This window comes from Candidatus Pantoea communis, assembly GCF_011752685.1.
Taxonomy (GTDB): domain Bacteria; phylum Pseudomonadota; class Gammaproteobacteria; order Enterobacterales; family Enterobacteriaceae; genus Pantoea; species Pantoea communis.
This window is the reverse complement of record NZ_VWXC01000002.1, coordinates 189,758-206,750: the sequence shown is the minus strand read 5'-3', so window position 1 is coordinate 206,750 and position 16,993 is coordinate 189,758. Positions and strand designations below refer to the sequence as shown.

Annotated in this window: 23 protein-coding genes; 13 read left to right on the top strand and 10 right to left on the bottom strand. The window is 53.3% G+C overall.

Annotated features, from left to right (window positions below):
* The first annotated feature begins 86 nt into the window (after positions 1–86).
* From fliD to fliT, 3 genes are read left to right on the top strand one after another with little or no spacing between them, the layout of a single operon-like run.
* Positions 87–1,514: a flagellar filament capping protein FliD gene (gene fliD / locus F3J37_RS05075; RefSeq protein ID WP_166932219.1), complete on the top strand. Its 1,428-nt coding sequence runs from the start codon at positions 87–89 to the stop codon at positions 1,512–1,514.
* A 9-nt stretch (positions 1,515–1,523) separates the two neighbouring features.
* On the top strand, positions 1,524–1,931 hold the full coding sequence (fliS, locus tag F3J37_RS05070) for a flagellar export chaperone FliS (RefSeq protein WP_038646375.1): 408 nt from the start codon (positions 1,524–1,526) through the stop codon (positions 1,929–1,931).
* Positions 1,931–2,284: a flagella biosynthesis regulatory protein FliT gene (fliT, locus tag F3J37_RS05065; RefSeq protein ID WP_166932217.1), complete on the top strand. Its 354-nt coding sequence runs from the start codon at positions 1,931–1,933 to the stop codon at positions 2,282–2,284. The genes fliS and fliT overlap by 1 nt, the downstream gene beginning before the upstream one ends.
* Before the next feature lie 72 nt (positions 2,285–2,356).
* On the opposite strand, the gene yedD is transcribed toward fliT, so the two are convergent.
* Positions 2,357–2,824: a lipoprotein YedD gene (gene yedD / locus F3J37_RS05060; RefSeq protein WP_166932215.1), complete on the bottom strand. Its 468-nt coding sequence runs from the start codon at positions 2,822–2,824 to the stop codon at positions 2,357–2,359.
* A 148-nt stretch (positions 2,825–2,972) separates the two neighbouring features.
* On the opposite strand from yedD, the gene F3J37_RS05055 reads away from it, so the two are divergent.
* Positions 2,973–3,296 (top strand): DUF6388 family protein, encoded by a 324-nt coding sequence (locus F3J37_RS05055; RefSeq protein WP_034824381.1) that lies wholly within the window; start codon positions 2,973–2,975, stop codon positions 3,294–3,296.
* A gap of 197 nt (positions 3,297–3,493) precedes the next feature.
* On the opposite strand, the gene iraP is transcribed toward F3J37_RS05055, so the two are convergent.
* The gene (iraP, locus tag F3J37_RS05050) at positions 3,494–3,787 is read right to left on the bottom strand and encodes an anti-adapter protein IraP (RefSeq protein ID WP_166932213.1); all 294 of its coding nucleotides are present in this window, start codon (positions 3,785–3,787) and stop codon (positions 3,494–3,496) included.
* A gap of 169 nt (positions 3,788–3,956) precedes the next feature.
* Between iraP and F3J37_RS05045 the strand changes: the two genes are divergently transcribed.
* On the top strand, positions 3,957–4,196 hold the full coding sequence (locus F3J37_RS05045) for a DinI-like family protein (protein WP_160868127.1): 240 nt from the start codon (positions 3,957–3,959) through the stop codon (positions 4,194–4,196).
* An 18-nt stretch (positions 4,197–4,214) separates the two neighbouring features.
* On the opposite strand, the gene F3J37_RS05040 is transcribed toward F3J37_RS05045, so the two are convergent.
* The 4 genes from F3J37_RS05040 to F3J37_RS05025 form a co-directional block, all read right to left on the bottom strand.
* A complete protein-coding gene (locus tag F3J37_RS05040) occupies positions 4,215–4,481 on the bottom strand; it encodes a hypothetical protein (RefSeq protein WP_034824391.1) in 267 nt (88 codons plus the stop codon).
* A gap of 127 nt (positions 4,482–4,608) precedes the next feature.
* The gene (locus F3J37_RS05035) at positions 4,609–5,205 is read right to left on the bottom strand and encodes a hypothetical protein (RefSeq protein WP_166932211.1); all 597 of its coding nucleotides are present in this window, start codon (positions 5,203–5,205) and stop codon (positions 4,609–4,611) included.
* Between the two features lie 82 nt (positions 5,206–5,287).
* Positions 5,288–5,617: a hypothetical protein gene (locus F3J37_RS05030; protein ID WP_034824398.1), complete on the bottom strand. Its 330-nt coding sequence runs from the start codon at positions 5,615–5,617 to the stop codon at positions 5,288–5,290.
* Positions 5,598–5,987, bottom strand: a complete 390-nt coding sequence (locus tag F3J37_RS05025; protein ID WP_034824400.1) for a hypothetical protein — start codon at positions 5,985–5,987, stop codon at positions 5,598–5,600. Before F3J37_RS05025 ends, F3J37_RS05030 begins: the two co-directional genes overlap by 20 nt.
* Positions 5,988–6,131: 144 nt before the next feature.
* Here F3J37_RS05025 and F3J37_RS05020 point away from each other — a divergent pair, with 144 nt between their 5' ends.
* On the top strand, positions 6,132–6,779 hold the full coding sequence (locus tag F3J37_RS05020; protein WP_166932209.1) for a S24 family peptidase: 648 nt from the start codon (positions 6,132–6,134) through the stop codon (positions 6,777–6,779).
* A 57-nt stretch (positions 6,780–6,836) separates the two neighbouring features.
* Here F3J37_RS05020 and F3J37_RS05015 read toward each other — a convergent pair whose 3' ends face one another.
* Complete coding sequence (locus tag F3J37_RS05015; protein ID WP_038646357.1) at positions 6,837–7,085, bottom strand: hypothetical protein; 249 nt, start codon at positions 7,083–7,085, stop codon at positions 6,837–6,839.
* 247 nt (positions 7,086–7,332) lie between these two features.
* On the opposite strand from F3J37_RS05015, the gene F3J37_RS05010 reads away from it, so the two are divergent.
* The gene (locus tag F3J37_RS05010) at positions 7,333–8,544 is read left to right on the top strand and encodes a diguanylate phosphodiesterase (protein ID WP_166932207.1); all 1,212 of its coding nucleotides are present in this window, start codon (positions 7,333–7,335) and stop codon (positions 8,542–8,544) included.
* Between the two features lie 50 nt (positions 8,545–8,594).
* Here F3J37_RS05010 and F3J37_RS05005 read toward each other — a convergent pair whose 3' ends face one another.
* The 3 genes from F3J37_RS05005 to fliE form a co-directional block, all read right to left on the bottom strand.
* A complete protein-coding gene (locus tag F3J37_RS05005) occupies positions 8,595–8,777 on the bottom strand; it encodes a hypothetical protein (RefSeq protein WP_045815127.1) in 183 nt (60 codons plus the stop codon).
* A 229-nt stretch (positions 8,778–9,006) separates the two neighbouring features.
* Positions 9,007–9,714 carry a YnfC family lipoprotein gene (locus tag F3J37_RS05000; protein WP_166932205.1) on the bottom strand — a complete coding sequence of 236 codons (708 nt, stop codon included), beginning with the start codon at positions 9,712–9,714 and terminating at the stop codon, positions 9,007–9,009.
* Positions 9,715–9,823: 109 nt separating this feature from the next.
* Entirely contained in the window at positions 9,824–10,135 is a 312-nt protein-coding gene (gene fliE / locus F3J37_RS04995) for a flagellar hook-basal body complex protein FliE (RefSeq protein WP_166932203.1), read from the bottom strand.
* A gap of 235 nt (positions 10,136–10,370) precedes the next feature.
* On the opposite strand from fliE, the gene fliF reads away from it, so the two are divergent.
* From fliF to F3J37_RS04965, 6 genes are read left to right on the top strand one after another with little or no spacing between them, the layout of a single operon-like run.
* The gene (fliF, locus tag F3J37_RS04990; protein ID WP_166932201.1) at positions 10,371–12,092 is read left to right on the top strand and encodes a flagellar basal-body MS-ring/collar protein FliF; all 1,722 of its coding nucleotides are present in this window, start codon (positions 10,371–10,373) and stop codon (positions 12,090–12,092) included.
* Positions 12,089–13,081 (top strand): flagellar motor switch protein FliG, encoded by a 993-nt coding sequence (fliG, locus tag F3J37_RS04985; protein ID WP_166932199.1) that lies wholly within the window; start codon positions 12,089–12,091, stop codon positions 13,079–13,081. The genes fliF and fliG overlap by 4 nt, the downstream gene beginning before the upstream one ends.
* Positions 13,074–13,775 carry a flagellar assembly protein FliH gene (gene fliH / locus F3J37_RS04980; RefSeq protein ID WP_034824427.1) on the top strand — a complete coding sequence of 234 codons (702 nt, stop codon included), beginning with the start codon at positions 13,074–13,076 and terminating at the stop codon, positions 13,773–13,775. Before fliG ends, fliH begins: the two co-directional genes overlap by 8 nt.
* Positions 13,775–15,139: a flagellar protein export ATPase FliI gene (gene fliI / locus F3J37_RS04975; protein ID WP_045815130.1), complete on the top strand. Its 1,365-nt coding sequence runs from the start codon at positions 13,775–13,777 to the stop codon at positions 15,137–15,139. Before fliH ends, fliI begins: the two co-directional genes overlap by 1 nt.
* A 23-nt stretch (positions 15,140–15,162) precedes the next feature.
* Positions 15,163–15,606, top strand: coding sequence for a flagellar export protein FliJ (gene fliJ, locus F3J37_RS04970; RefSeq protein WP_038646338.1), 444 nt, complete (start codon positions 15,163–15,165; stop codon positions 15,604–15,606).
* On the top strand, positions 15,603–16,880 hold the full coding sequence (locus F3J37_RS04965) for a flagellar hook-length control protein FliK (RefSeq protein ID WP_166932197.1): 1,278 nt from the start codon (positions 15,603–15,605) through the stop codon (positions 16,878–16,880). Before fliJ ends, F3J37_RS04965 begins: the two co-directional genes overlap by 4 nt.
* Positions 16,881–16,993: the final 113 nt, after the last annotated feature.

The following is a 16,993-nucleotide window of genomic DNA, read 5'->3' as shown; positions in this document are numbered from 1 at the left end:
TCGCTGGTAAATAAATCTAAACTTTGGCTCAAATAAGCCGATAACCGCGGTATTCACTCTCCGTGTCGACATGAAAAGGAAACAACATGGCTAGTATCACTACCCTCGGTGTCGGTTCAGGCCTCGACTTAAGTAGCATCCTGGATAGCTTATCCACTGCGGAAAAAGCTTCCTTAACACCGATCTCCAATCAGCAGAGCGCTTATACCGCAAAGCTGAGTGCTTACGGTACGCTTTCCAGTGCGTTGACAACGTTCCAGACCGCCAACACCGCACTGAACAGTGCTGACCTGTTCTCCGCCACCACCGCCACCAGTAGCAGCAGCGCTTTTAGCGCGACAACGTCTGGCACTGTGGTTGCAGGTAAATACAATGTGGCGGTTACGCAGCTGGCACAGGCACAGACCCTGACCTCTGCGGTACAAACCAGCAACACCACCGCATTGGGCGACAGCTCAGCCACCAGCCGCACTCTGACTATCAAGCTCGCTGATGGCACCAGCAAAGATATTTCGCTGACCACCGATCAGACTTCACTGACTGGCATGCGTGATGCCATCAACGGTGCCAGCGCCGGCGTCAGCGCAAGTATTATCAAGGTGGCAGACGGTTCTTATCGCTTGTCGCTGACCGCTTCCAAAACGGGTGAAGCAAACGCTGTCTCGTCAATTAGCGTGACGGGCGATGACACCCTGAACAATATCGTAGGTTTTGATTCGACTAAGACCGACACCGATAACCCGATGGACGTGAGCGTGGCGGCGCAGGATGCCAAACTGACGGTGAACAACGTTGAGATTACCAACAGCAGCAACACCATCAGTGATGCGCTGGAAGGGATCACACTGAACCTGAACGACATCACTTCAGGAAACCAAACGCTGACCGTCGCGCAAGATACCTCTAAAGCGACCACCGCGATCTCAAACTTTGTCACTGCATACAACACGCTGTTGGATCAGTTCAACACACTGACCAAATACACCGCGGTGGATGTCGGTTCTGATACTCAGGATTCCAGCAACGGTGCCCTGGTGGGTGATAGCACACTGCGCGGGATCCAGACGCAGATAAAGAGCATGCTGACCAACTCATCAAGCTCTTCAACCTATAAAACGCTGGCACAGATTGGCATCACGACTGATCCAACGACGGGTGAATTGACGCTGGATTCCGACAAGCTCAAAACCGAGCTGACGAAAGATCCGGATGGCATCAAGCAGATGATTGTGGGCGACGGTAAAACCACCGGCATTACCACCACCTTAGCCACTAACCTCACCAGTTGGCTCTCTTCTACTGGTAGCATTCAGTCAGCGAAAGACGGCGTGAGTAAAACGCTGAATAATCTGACTCAGCAATACAACGATATGAACACGCGAGTGAATAACCTCATCGCGCGTTACAAAGCGCAGTTTACCCAGCTCGACGTCACCATGAGCTCGCTGAACAGCACCAGTTCTTACCTGACGCAGCAGTTCGATACGTCAAGCAGCTCTAGCTCGAAATCGTAAGGAGTGAACATGTACAGCGCAAATGGCACTCAGGCCTATGCAAAAATTGGTGTGGAAAGCTCGGTGATGAGCGCCAACCAACAGCAACTGATTACGCTGCTGTTTGACGGCGCGATCAGTGCACTGATCCGTGCCCGCCTGTTTATGCAGGATGGCAATATTCAGGGAAAAGGTAATTCGATTTCCAAAGCGATTAACATCATCGAAAGTGGACTGAAGCAGGGTCTGGATGAGCAGTCAGGCGATGACCTCACCGATAATCTGTTAGGTCTTTATGCTTATATGGTTCGCCGTTTGATTCAGGCGAATCTGCGTAATGATGTTGAAGCTCTCGAAGAAGTAGAAGGTCTTCTGCGTAATATCGCGGATGCCTGGAAAGAAGTCGCACAACCTCAACACCTTCAGGACGCCGTTTAATGAATAACGCACCGCAACTGATAAACGTTTACCAACAGCTACTCGATCTCAGCCATGGAATGCTGCGCCTGGCCGCAGACGGCGAATGGGATGACCTGATTATAAAGGAAGTGGATTACGTCAGTGCGGTGCAAACTTTGGCCCGCTCGACTGAGGCCTCGCCACCGTCCAACTATTTGCAAGAACAACTGCGTCCGGTACTGCGCCATATCCTGGACAATGAGAGTGAAGTCAGACGTCTACTACAGGCGCGCATGGATGAACTGTCGCAGTTGATTGGTCAATCCACAATGCAAAAGTCGGTCATGAGTGCTTACGGCAAGCAAGGTAATGTCTATCTGCCACAGAATTAATTCGCGGCGGGCTGAATGAGAAACGGGTGAGCTGATGCTCACCCGTTTTTATTTGGAACTGTGGTCACAAAATCACTTCTGCGCAGGGACCGACACCGGCTCCATAATCTGCGGCTGAATATCCTGAATCACCGCATCCTTCGGACGCTTCGCCACTTCTTCCAGCGCCTGCTGGCACTCAACAGTGGGTTGATCGACCTTACGCATGCGCAAGCCGTCATAACGCAGTTCACCGTTCTCCAGCGTCAACGGCATCACGCGCACCTGACGCGTCACGTTGACCCACTCATCGCTCAGGCGGGTTAACTTGCCTGGCTTAGCAATCACGCGCTGCCACTGGCGGCAGTCCAGCGTGTCGCCTTCTGCACCAATGATCAGGCTCCCCATCGCCTGGCCACTGATCAACTTGCTCTGCGGCCCGACAGTCTGCCAGTTACCTTGCAATTCCACTGGTGCCGGGGTTTTTACCGCTTCATCGTAATTGCTGATTTGCGCACATCCGCTCAAGCCCAGCGCGGCCAATACCATCCACTTTTTCATTCCTGGTCCCTACACTCGCCTCAATGGCGGCTACGTTATAATTTTTCGCGTAAGTTACGCAAGGAATCTCGGCGAAAACCCGGCTGAGCCTGACAAGACAGTTCGCGCACGTTACACTAGCGCGCAAGTCGATAAGCAGGAAACTCGCATGAAAACCCCAGAAGAGTATTACGCCCAGGCCCGCACGATGTTTTTTGCCGCGCACGCCGATTTTCAAGCCGCGCTGGATGAACTGACCGAGAGCGATGCGCGCGCGGCCAACTTGTCACTGCGCCAACTGCGCGAGTGGCACGCTGAGCGCATTTATGCCGCATTCTTACGCCAGAAAAAGCTGGATGGCATGCTGTTTTCCATTCAACTGGCAGAGCCTGATAAAGCGGTTGCTGCTGAAGCGATTGAAACTTACCTGAAATCTCATGCGGAAGCGCTCGGCATGACGTGGGAAGAGTTTTGCATTAAGAACGAGCTTTAAGCGCAACGGCCCTAAAAATATATCTCAAACACACCTCCAACCACACAAATCGGCAAGGAAAAAGTTGTACAATCCCGAATAAGTTGTATAACTTGTATCTGACGGCTTCGGTCGTAGATTGTCCTTGAACGAAGGTGCTATTGCGCCGCCTCTGGAGGTGTTGCTGGATTTCCCCTCCAGAGGTAGTATTTTTTCCGCTATCCTTCTCGCTCGCCCCCCTTCACTTCGACATAACGCGCAACGGCCAGCAGCCGATTAATGTGTGTCAGCAGCAGATCCACATCTGACTGGAGGAACTGCTCACCAGAGCGCGATGCAGTAACAATGGCATCCTGCACGGTTTCAGTAATGGTGAGCGTGTTGTCTTCTTTAGCCTGAATCAGTAATGCCGCCAGTAACAGCGACTGCGCTTCAACCTGCGCCACCAGCTCTTTTGCTTCGGTATCCATCTTTGCCATTTTCAGCAGAATATCGATCACCAGTTGCCGCATATTACCCCCTCATGAGTCCATTTCCCTGTGTAACGCTGTTGAGTATCAGCGCAAAAGCGGTGCTGCGCCTGCCAGAAACAAAAAAATTTAGCAGCGCAACGGTTCATCGCTTGCCACTGGTTTTATTTACAGTAATATGGCGCACCCGCTTGATAAATGGAATGCCCTGATGTTTGTGGAGTTGATTTACGATAAACGCAACGTTGCCGGTCTGCCGGGCGCACGTGAGATGATATTGCAGGAGCTTGAGAAACGCGTACAACGCGTGTTTCCAGAGGTTGAGGTGCGCGTTAAACCGATGGAACGCAATGCTATCGATACCGATTTAAGTAAGAACGATAAAGCGACAGTGGCACGTATTGTCGAAGAGATGTTCGATGAAGCCGAAATGTGGCTGGTGGCCGAGTAAGCCACCAGCGCGAGGAACTTAGCTTTCTTGCTCGCTGTGATTGATGGCGATCTCTAAATCCTGAATCGCCAGCTCGATATCATCTAACAACTGTCCCTGCTTGTTGAGTAGCGTGTCAAAACGTCCTGCGTACTCTTTGTCTTTGTACTCGCCTGCATCAAATGCCAACCAGTGGCTGGATAGCGTCTCAGTATTAGTCTGCGCATAGTGACGCATCTCTTTTAACTGGGAGGTGACATCACGCAGGTAGTCAGTTTTGGTTTTGATTGCCTCTGTATCACTCATGCTATCTTCCTTTTCGCTAATTAAACCCGTTTAAATAACGTTTGAATGATTAAAGTTAGTAGAAAATAGCGAGACCGCATTAAGAATAATCGGAAGATGGAAAGGCGACCCGAAGGCCGCCTGAGCATTACAAATATTTGCGCGCGAGGGCGATTAGCTCATCCTTAGCCGCCGCACCTAGCTTCTCAACCCCACTTTCAACAAAGTTAAATGCCTGAGTGAAGTCCTTCACGCTGGCGTTGATGTCCTGACTAACAGCATCCGTAATGACTCCCACGGCAGGTTGCTCAGCGAGAATCCCGACGGTAGAAGCCGATGAAGGCCCCGCGCTGGCAGAACCGTTGGTCAGAGGATCGGGCGTGGCCAACTGCTGGGTGAGATCCGTTGCATCCGCCGCCACTTGTGCCTCGCTGCCAGCGTTCGCGGCTGACGTTGAGGTGTCCAATGCGGGCACGTTGCTTGCTGTCAACGATGAGACGTCCGGAGCTGGCGTATTGCTCTCAGCGGGCGTTGAGACGTCAGGTGCTGGCGCACTGCTCACCGCTGACGTTGTGCCTACCTGTCCTGCTGCACTGCTCACGGCTGCCGTTGAGGCGTCCGCAGCGGGCGCACTGCTTGCCACCGGCACAGCCACCTCATTAGCAAAACTCTCTAACGGTGACAGCGTGCTGGCATCCGGTGTTGCAGTTGTTGCACTATTTTCGATTACAGTTTGGTCGCTCATAATTTTCTCCTTCTTGCTTAATAAAGACCGCAGTCGGCCGAAGCTGCCTGCAATCCGCTCGGTAATACTCATCATGGCCTCCTTAATGCGTCGATTCGGGTGGCGCGTCTTCCCCCACAACCTGCTTCACTTTGTCCGCTGTCTTGTTCGCGGTGCGGTCCGGCAAGCCGTCGAGTTTTTTCTGCAGCGTCACTAACTGGCTGGTCAGTTCCGCCACCCGCGCTTCCCGCCGATCGGAAATCGCACGGTACTGCTGTCGGATATCCTCCACCCGTCGGTTGGCGCTGTTATTCACGAACACGAACATAATGGTCATCGCCACACACAGCAGCGACAGCATCAGCAGCAGACCGCCCAGCAGTAGCTGACGCCGATGGCCGCGTACTGAAAATTCACTGTTTATCTGCACCATCGCGACTCTCCTCTAAAGTGGTGATCAGTTGATTGATCTGACTGCGGAATTTATCGCTGTGATCAGATTCCGTGGTGGCTAACAGAATGCCCAACGCGTTCTTAATCAGCCGTAGATCGGTCTCCAGCGAAGAGATGCGCCGCAGGTTTTTGTCGTGGCGAATACGCAGGTCATCGTTCTCCTGGCGCATCAGCGCATGGCTCTCTTTGAGAAGCATCACCTGCTCTTTATAGCTGGTGATGATCTCGCCGCCGGCGCGATTGCTGGTGACGATGGCCGCGATGCCGGCCATTAAGGGTTTCCAAAACACAGCTGCCGCACCGCCACCGAGAAGTAGCGCACCGACGCTGGTCACCAAACTACTTTCCATGCCTCACCTCTCTTCACTGGCAAGGGATCCGCCCGAGAAACATGTTGTCCGCCCTTGCCAGTTGCGCGGCCAACATCAGAATTTAAGTTTACTTTAATTAATGAATTTAAGTATACTTAAGTAAAACCCAGCGGAGTTGTCAAGATGATGAAAAAAGAATCTGCAGGTGAACGCATTCGCAGCCGTCGTAAAGCGCTAAAGCTCACGCAGTTAGTGGTGGCAAGTGGCATTGGCGTGTCACATGTCGCTGTTTCACAATGGGAAAAAGATGAGACGGTCCCGCGCGGCGAGAACCTGTTGCGGCTGGCAGAACTGCTGCAATGTACGGCAGCTTGGATAATTGATGGCGAGGGCGAGGTGTTTACCGCCCCGCTTAACGTCAGTGATGTCAGTGCTCTGCCGTTGATCACTCTGGCGCAAGCGGCTGCGTGGATGCAGGAGCAACGCTTATTGATTCAGCAGCAGGCGATCCGCTTTCTCTACAGCGATAGCAGACTGAGTGAATCAGCGTTGGCGATCACCCTTGAGGATAACGCCATGCAACCTGACTACCGACCTGGCGACACGCTGATATTTGATCCTGCCGTTAATCCACAACCGGGTGATGTGGTGCTGGCACAGATCAATGGCGTGGCGCAGGTGCGCATTTATCGTTTGATGGCCGAGCAGCACGACGAACAAATTTTCTCGTTGCGGCCGTTAAATGATGACTTCCCCGCGCAGACATCGTCGGAGAAAAAGATTGAATTAATCGGAACTATGATGGAAATGCGCCGCTATCGTACCAGATAAGAGAATGCAAAAAACCCGCCTATGAGCGGGTCAAAACCAGCAAAACTACGGCAATTATTACAAAACGTCGGTCAAATGATCGACGACAACCCTCCCGTGCACATCCTTCTGCGTAATGCGATAGTTAACACAATATGAGCGGCGGTTGCAGAGCTTATCGAACAGCGTCACGCTGCCTTTTTGCTTGCCGTCTACGCTAACAATATGCCATTCAGTGACATCTTCCTGACCGCGGTTATTGAGTCTTAATACGCTCTGTTCAACTAAACGGTCGCTATCATCAATCTTTAAATAGTCGCGTAACATTATGCTCACCTCTGGTTAACGAGGGTCAAGATACGCTTTTTATTTATCTATTCAATCGAAATTATTTATCGTAAATACTCCCCCGGTGCAATTAATTAACAATTCGATTTGACGCCGTTTCGCTAGCCGTTTCGGTTAACTCATTAATTGGAAAATAGTTTACGATTCGAGTCTATATTGGTGGACAGCCCCCGCCCCAGGCCTGCTACTGTAGGCCCCACAATAAAAAGCTGTCCGGACAATCGCTATGCTTACCACCATCATTTATCGCAGTCACCTCCATGACCATGTTCCTATCAAAACACTTGAAGACATGGTGACCAAAGCGAATAACAAAAACAGCTCGCACGATGTCACAGGCATTCTGCTTTTTGATGGACTGCACTTCTTTCAGTTACTTGAAGGGCCCCGTGACGCTGTGCAGGGTATTTATGATCGCATTTGCCTGGACGCCCGCCACCACAATCTGGTGGAGTTGATGCATGACTTTGCCCCCGCTCGCCGCTTTGGCAAAGTGGGTATGGAGCTGTTTGATTTACGCGAGCATGATAAATCCATGGTGCTGCAAGCCGTGTTAGACAAAGGCACCTCGCGCTATCAACTGACCTACGATGACCGCGCGTTGCAGTTCCTGCGTACATTTGTTATCGCTCGTGATAAAGAGAACTATTTTGAAATCCCCGCAGCCAGCACATGGGAATTTATTGCGGATGAGCCATCTCGTACCCTTCAGGATGAAGTCATTGACTCACTGAAAGAGTGCCACTTCGCCTTTCAGCCGATTATCGATCCGTTTGCACGCCGCGTGGCATCGTATGAGGCGTTAATCCGTACCCCAAATGGCGGTTCGCCAGGCGAATACTTTTCGGCCTTCGGTGGCGAGGCTGTTTATCATGCGGATATTCAGTCTAAAAAACTGGCGTTCGAACTGGCGAAAAAGTTAGGTATTGGCGAACACAGTATCTCCATCAACTTGCTGCCAATGTCCCTGGTCACGGTTCCTGATGCGGTGGATTTTCTGCTGACGCAGATTGAAGCCAATGGTTTGGTCCCCGAGCAGGTGATTGTTGAAGTCACAGAAAATGAGATCATCTCGCGCACCGATGAGTTTGCGGCACAGGTGCGCAAACTAAAATCGGCGGGTATCAGTCTGGCCCTGGATGATTTTGGCGCGGGCTTTGCTGGCCTGTCACTTCTATCAAGATTCCAGCCGGACAAAATTAAGATTGATCGTGAGCTGATTAGCGATGTGCACAAAAGCGGTCCTAAACAGGCCATTTTGCATGCCATCATTAAGTGCTGTAACTCGCTGGAGATTGCGGTGATTGCAGAGGGCGTGGAGAAAGCCGAGGAGTGGATGTGGCTGGAAGCGGCAGGCATTAGCCAGTTCCAGGGGTATCTGTTCGCGCGTCCGCAATTAAATGGTTTCCCGGCTATCGCCTGGCCGGAAATCAAATAGCGAACGGTTAGAGAGAATAAAAAACCGCCTTTAACCGGCGGTTTTTGCATTTAAAGCGGGAAGTAACCCGGTGGTAATAATCGATCGCTGATGACCTGGTAGTTCATCAACTTAAAAGAACTTAAGGTGATGGGCACGGCAACGCAGGGACGGTACCAGCCAAATTGCTTTATATATCGCCAGACTTCTGGTGGGTTATCTTTATCTCTAACCCAGTAATAACCTTCTTTCATTCTTACACGCTTCTTGTCGCTGCAACCCTTACTCAACACTCCTCAACGCCTCGCGTGATGCGCATGTTGCACACCGAGTTCCCTGCTCTGACGAATGCTGACCTAAGGCCCACACTTTAGCATATCGAGCGCACAATTGATCAGTAAGTGATTGTTTTATTTAGCGCTTCGCTTATCGGCGCCGATATTAACGGCATAAAAAAAGCCGCATTCGCGGCTTACTCAGGCATCAATAATAAGTGACATCAATGGTGCCGTACTGCCTGTCCGTGACTTGCCCTTCGGCATCAGTGGTTACGGTATCGTAACGGAAAGGAACATCATTCTTATACTGGCATTGCGTGGTGACCGTCTTGCTTTGCTCGTTTCTTTGCACCATCGTCACCACATCGGATATCTTTTTTGCGTCCGTATCATGTTTGGCACTGGCGCGTGACACTTCCTCATCGCCCTTCTTAATACTCAACAGCGTCATATCACCGACGTTATTGTAGGTCAGATGGAATTTAACATCGGAGGCGGGAGAGGAGATTTGATCAACCCAACCCTGATCGTTATAGCCAATATCCACCGTCATGCTGGGAGTGACCTTTTTTATTACCGCGCACTGCTTATTCAGCGTGACGACCACATCCTGACCGTTCTCTGTGCCAGTCAGTTTATCGCCTTCCCGCGTCACTTCGGTGATCTCTCCGGCTTTATCAATGGATTTCACATGGGCAATACAGCCTTGCCCATCGAACGCGATATCGACATCAAAGATTGGCGTGTCGTCGGCGCTAAACAGGCGCTGATGCGTGCTTTTGACTTTGCCGGGAATGGCTTCGAACTGATAGAGGTAAGCGTAATTTTTCATCTGCGGTGCAAAGTCCGCATTTTTATTATCACAGCCGGATAGCATAATCATTGCCATCAGCAGCAGCAGGGTGGGCCTCACGTGAGAATCCTCTTCTCGATATACGCTGTGTGTCAGGCCAGCATCATGCCGCTGTTACTGAAAAAGATAAATGCTTTCCCGCCTGACACCGCAATAATCTTTGCAGCCACTACACCTGCATATTCATGATATCGGTGTACGCCGATACCAGTTTGTTACGCACCTGAATCCCCATTTGCATGGAAATGGAGGATTTCTGCAGATCGACCATCACATCGTTTAACTGGATGCCCGGTTTGCCCATTTCAAAATCCTGCGCCTGGGTGCGAGCCGCAGTTTGCGTGTAGCTGATCTTATCCAGTGCTGCTTTCATGGTGGCACCAAAATCTACCTGATTGGTTGACTCGGCCTGCTTGCCGCTGGCCTGTAACGACGTTAACTGCAGCTGCTGCAACACACCATCAATTGCCTGAATCGACATTGCCTGTACCTCATTAAAGAAGGGTTTAAATTTTCACGCTGCAAAAGTTAACACACTGTCAATAGGACAAAGGCGCTAAATAAACGTAAAAAACCCAGCTTATCCAGCCATCGAAGTGACCCGATTCATCAATAATGCCAGCCATAAGATTGGAATTTCATTTAAGACGTTGCTTCAGGGAGTCTGTTTTGTCACCACAACTAACCCGGTCAATTATGTCAGGCAGGAATCGGTCATGAATGCGAGTGCAGCCGCCACACAAGATACCGCAAAGAAAGGTTTCAATGACCTTCTGGCTCGCCTGCGCGCCAATCCGCGAATTCCAATCATTGTTGCTGCCGCTGCCGCTATCGCAGTGGTTTTTGCTTTGGTGCTGTGGGCTAAAGCCCCTGACTATCGCGTCCTTTATAACAACCTCTCCGATGAGGATGGCGGCGCGATTGTTACCCAGCTAACGCAAATGAACATTCCTTACCAGTTCGCCGAAAACGGCGGTGCCTTGATGGTGCCTGCCGATAAGGTACATGAACTGCGTCTGCGCCTGGCGCAACAGGGGCTGCCGAAAGGTGGCTCTGTTGGCTTTGAGCTGATGGACAAAGAGAAGTTCGGCATCAGCCAGTTTAGCGAGCAGATCAACTACCAGCGTGCACTGGAAGGTGAGCTGGCCCGCACCATTGAAACGCTCGGCCCGGTCAAGAGCGCGCGCGTGCATCTGGCGATGCCAAAACCTACGCTGTTCGTGCGTGAGCAGAAAGCGCCTTCGGCCTCCGTGACATTGAACCTGCAACCGGGTCGCGCACTCGATGAAGGCCAGATTCAGGCAATTCAGCATATGGTGTCGAGCAGCGTCGCCGGTCTGCCGCCTGGCAACGTGACCGTGGTGGATCAGGCCGGTCGTCTGCTGACCCGTTCTGACAGCGAAGGTCGTGACCTGAATGATGCACAGCTGAAGTACGCGTCTGAAGTGGAAGCGCGTTATCAGCAGCGTATCGAAGCCATTCTGAATCCGATCGTTGGCCAGGGCAATGTGCATGCGCAGGTGACAGCGCAGATCAACTTTGACCGCAGCGAACAAACCGACGAGAAGTACAAACCGAACGCCGATCCGAACAGCACGGCGATTCGCTCGCGTCAGACCAATACCAGCCAGCAGAATGGCAGCCCGTACCCAGGTGGCGTGCCCGGTGCGTTGTCGAATCAACCTGCCCCTGCGAATACTGCACCGGTTACCAATCCGCAGCAGCAAAATGCCAACGGCCAGAATGCGAATGGCCAGAACAACGCGGCAAACAACAACGGCACTACCACCAGCACGCAGCAAAGCAGCGGCCCGAGCAGCTCAAGCCGTAACGACACCGTGAACTACGAACTGGACCGCACCATTCGCCACACCAAGGTCAATGTGGGCGATGTGCAGCGTCTGTCGGTGGCCGTGGTGGTGAACTACCGTGATGACGGCAAAGGCAAAGCCGTTGCATTGAACGATCAGCAGATCAAACAGATTGAAGATCTGACCCGTGAAGCGATGGGCTACTCGCAGAATCGTGGCGACAGCGTCAACGTGGTGAACTCGCAGTTCAACATGACTGAGCCGTCTGGCGGTGACCTGCCGTTCTGGCAGTCGCAAGCGTTCTTCGACATGTTGATGAGCGGCGGTCGCTGGCTGCTGGTGGCGCTGGTTGCCTTCATCCTGTATCGCAAGCTGGTGCGTCCACAGCTGCTGCGTAAGAAAGCGCAGGAGCAAGCGGCAGCAGAAGCGGCGGCAGCGCGTGCGGAAGCGCTGGAATCTGAAGAAGCTTATAGCGTGCAGCTCAGCAAAGATGAGCTGGAACAAGAGCGTAAATCCAATAACCGCATGAGCGCCGAGGTGATGAGCCAACGCATCCGCGATATGTCTGAAAACGATCCGCGCGTTGTAGCGCTGGTTATCCGCGAATGGATGAGTAAAGAACTATGAGTCTGACCGGTACTGAAAAAAGCGCCATTCTGATGATGACCATTGGCGAAGAACGTGCGGCCGAGGTATTCAAACACCTCAACCAGCGTGAAGTGCAGCACCTGAGCGCCGCGATGGCGGGCATGCGTCAGGTGTCGCACAAGCAACTGACCGAAGTGCTGCGTGAGTTCGAAGTCGATGCCGAGCAGTTCGCGGCACTCAGCCTCAACTCCAACGAGTACCTGCGTTCTGTTCTGGTTAAAGCCCTGGGCGAGGAACGCGCCTCCAGCCTGCTGGAAGATATTCTCGAGAAAAACGAGACCACCAGCGGCATGGAAACACTCAACTTTATGGAACCACAGGCTGCTGCCGACCTTATCCGCGACGAGCATCCGCAGATTATCGCCACCATCCTGGTGCACCTCAAACGTGGCCAGGCCGCAGATATTCTGGCGCTGTTCGACGAACGCCTGCGTCACGACGTGATGCTGCGTATCGCCACCTTCGGCGGTGTACAACCAGCGGCGCTGGCAGAACTGACCGAAGTCCTGAACGGTCTGCTGGATGGCACCAACCTCAAGCGTGCGAAGATGGGTGGCGTGAGAACCGCAGCCGAAATTATCAACCTGATGAAAACGCAGCAGGAAGAAGCGGTTATCGAAGCGGTACGCGACTTCGACGGCGAGCTGGCACAGAAGATCATCGACGAGATGTTCCTGTTCGAAAACCTGGTGGAAGTGGACGATCGCAGCATCCAGCGCCTGCTGCAGGAAGTGGAGTCCGAGCAGTTGCTGATCGCCCTGAAAGGTGCCGAACAGCCGCTGCGCGAGAAGTTCCTCAAGAACATGTCAGCGCGTGCAGCCGATATCCTGCGCGACGATCTGGCCAACCGTGGTCCGGTGCGTATGTCGGCCGTGGAGAACGAACAGAAAGCGATCCTGCTGGTGGTCCGTCGCCTGGCAGAATCCGGCGAAATGGTAATTGGTGGTGGCGAGGAAACTTATGTCTGATGCCTTTTCCGCCCGTGCGTGGCAGCGCTGGCAGCCTGATGATTTAGGCAGCACCTTCAAAGTGGCGGAAGAACTGCCGCAGGAAGAGCCGGCTGTGGATGTCGAAATGAGTGCCGAAGCTGAGCAACAGCAGATGCTGGAGCGCATGCAACAGCAGATGCGCAAAGATGCACAGACGCAAGGTTACAGCGAGGGCTATCAAAAGGGTTTTGCCGAGTCACAGCAGAACGGTTACGACGCCGGTTTCCAGCAGGGACTCGCCGATGCCCAACAGCAGCAGGCGCCCTTACAGGCGCGCATGCAGCAGTTAGTCACTGAGTTCCATCACACGCTGGAAGCGCTGGATAGCGTCATCGCCTCACGTCTGATGCAGCTGGCCTTGGAAGCGGCACGCACGGTGATTGGCCAGGCCACACAAGTGGATGGCACCGCCCTGCTGCGCCAGATTCAGCAGCTGATTCAACAAGAACCCATGTTCAGCGGCAAACCGCAGCTGCGTGTGCATCCTGATGATTTACAGCGCATTGAGCAGACACTGGGCCCGACGCTGGATCTGCACGGCTGGAAACTGCTGGCCGATAATTCACTGCATCCCGGCGGCTGTAAACTCAGCGCCGAAGATGGTGATCTCGATGCCAGCGTGGCAACCCGCTGGCAGGAACTGTGCCGTCTGGCCGCACCGGGGACCTTGTAATGACCTCGTCGCGTCTTTCCCGCTGGCTTGGCGCACTCGATGCCTTCGAGGATCGTATTTCGCAGGTGCAAACCGTGCGCCGCTATGGCCGTCTGACCCGTGCTACCGGTTTAGTACTGGAGGCCACCGGGCTGCAACTGCCGCTCGGTGCGACCTGCATCATCGAACGTCACGACGGCAACAACATCACTGAAGTGGAAAGTGAAGTGGTGGGTTTCAACGGTCAGAAACTGTTGATGATGCCGCTGGAAGAAGTGGACGGCATTTTGCCGGGTGCGCGCGTTTATGCCCGTTTTAGCGGTGACAACGCACAAGGCGGTAAACAGCTGTTGCTTGGGCCAGAACTGCTCGGCCGCGTGCTGGATGGCGCAGGCAAACCGCTGGATGGTTTACCTGCCCCGGACACCGGCTATCGTGCGCCATTGATCACCGCCCCGTTTAACCCACTGCAACGTACGCCAATCCACGATGTACTGGATACCGGCGTACGGGCGATCAACGCCCTGCTGACTGTCGGACGGGGTCAGCGTATGGGCCTGTTTGCGGGTTCCGGCGTCGGTAAGTCGGTGTTGCTTGGCATGATGGCGCGTTATACCAAAGCCGATGTGATTGTGGTTGGCCTGATCGGTGAACGTGGCCGTGAAGTCAAAGAATTCATTGAGAACATCCTCGGCGCAGAAGGCCGTGCACGCTCGGTGGTGATCGCCGCACCGGCTGACGTTTCGCCGCTGCTGCGTATGCAGGGTGCCGCGTATGCTACACGCATCGCGGAAGATTTTCGCGATCGCGGCCAGCACGTGCTGCTGATCATGGACTCCCTCACCCGCTACGCCATGGCGCAGCGTGAAATCGCCCTGGCGATTGGTGAGCCACCGGCCACCAAAGGTTATCCGCCTTCCGTGTTCGCGAAGCTCCCCGCCCTGGTGGAACGCGCCGGTAACGGCACCCACGGCGGCGGTTCGATTACGGCTTTCTATACCGTGCTTACCGAAGGTGACGATCAGCAAGACCCGATTGCCGACTCGGCGCGCGCCATTCTTGATGGTCACATTGTATTGTCGCGCCGTCTGGCCGAAGCCGGTCACTATCCGGCGATTGATATTGAAGCCTCAATCAGCCGTGCGATGACCGCGTTAATTGATGACACCCACTACGCGCGGGTGCGTCAGTTCAAACAACTGCTCTCCAGTTTCCAGCGCAACCGCGATCTGGTGAGTGTAGGCGCGTATGCCGCTGGAAGCGATCCGATGCTCGATAAAGCCATCAAGCTTTACCCGGAGATGGAAGCCTTCCTGCAACAGGGTATTTTCGAACGCAGCGACTATGACGACGCCAGTCTGCACCTGCAGGCCATGTTCGGCTAGCGCGAGCCCAAGCGAGGTAAGCCATGAAAACTGCCAGTGCAATCGATAAGCTGCGCGATATGGCGGAGCAGGATTTGGAACAGGCCGTGATTCATTTAGGTGACATGCGCCGTGGCGTAAAGCAGGCGGATGAGCAGCTCACCATGCTGCTCGACTATCAGGATGAGTACCGCAATAAGCTCAACACCGATATGTCAGGCGGTATTTCCAGCCTGCGCTGGACCAATTACCACCAGTTTATTCAGACGCTGGAGAAAGCCATTGAACAGCATCGGCAACAGCTGAATCAGTGGAATCAACGTCTGGATCAGGCGCTGAGCAGCTGGCAAGAAAAGCATAAGCGATTGAATGCGTATCAAACACTGATCACTCGCGCTGCCGAAAACGCATTACGACAAGAAAACCGTCTCGATCAGAAACGGATGGATGAATTTGCCCAACGGGCCGCTATGAGGAGAGGCGAATGATTACGCTGCCAACTATGGTTACGCAAACCTCTAAAGTCAGCGATGCAGACAGTGCTGTAGCATCAGACAATTTACTGGGTACAGATGCGCTGCCACAGGGATTTATCACTGAACTGGGTAACCGCTTACTGACGCTGGCTCAGCAACAAGGTGTTAACACGCAATCGACTGATCTGACAGCAGAAGTCGATGAAAAAGGCGTCACAAAAGCGTCATTAAGCGCGTTATTGCAAGCACTGGACAAACCAGAGGCGTTAAACGCACTTTTACAACCGGAAAACACTAAAGCCACGCTGAAATCAGCCGATGATAAAGACAAGTCTGAAGCAAGTTCGTTAAGTGCCAGCGACTTACAGAATGTGCAGGCACTGTTCGCGATGTTACCGGTTGCGGTTGAAGCGCGAAACAGTCAGAGCGCCGTCAGCGCCAGCACGGATAAAACCTCTGCCGATGCAGAGACTACGCTAAACGGATCATTGTTAAGCCGAACGCTGCAGAACGCCGTGAAAGAGGAACAAGAGGCACAGTCCGACAGTGCGCCTCATAAGAAATCCAGCGATGTGCTGAGCGCTGTCAGCCGTGATGTCAGTACAACGACAGCCAGTAGCAGTGCCGCTGCCGCCAGCACCACGGCCAGCACCAGCAATGGCGCACTGTCACTGGATGAGAGCTTTAAGCAGGTGCTGAGTACGCTCAGCAAACCGGAAGAACGTCGTGATACGCAAAGCGACACGGTAACAGCATTAACCAGCGCACCGGTCAGCAGCAGTAGCACACTGACCAACAGTACGGCGACGACCAGCACCACTCCGTCGACGCCGATGCTGAATGCCCAACTCGGCAGCAATGAGTGGCAGCAGGCGTTAAGCCAGCAAATCGTGATGTTCAGTCGCAACGGCCAGCAAAATGCCGAACTGCGCTTACATCCCGAAGATTTGGGTGCTATCCAGATCAACCTGACCCTCGACAAGGATCAGGCGCAGTTAAGTATGGTTTCCAGCCACAGCCAAGTGAGGGCCGCGCTGGAAGCAGCTCTCCCTCAGCTTCGTAGTGCGCTGGCGGAGAGCGGTATTAACCTGGGACAGAGTAATGTCAGCAGCGACGCCTTCGCACAAAGCCAGAATTATCAGGGCCAGCAGGAAGGACGTCGTGATGGCCAGCACGGCAGCTTTACCCTCTCCCAGGACAGTGAAAACGAGATAACGCCTATTGCCGTCCCGGCAGCCCTTCAGGCGCGCGCGACAGGTAACGGCGCTGTCGATATCTTTGCCTGACAGCGGCTAAACGCTGAAGGTAAGCGTAAAACCCGCGTCTTTTCTTCCCATTGTTTGACTTAAGACGCGGGATAATCTGTCCAGGCGAGCCGAGAGGCTTGCCCATAATTCAC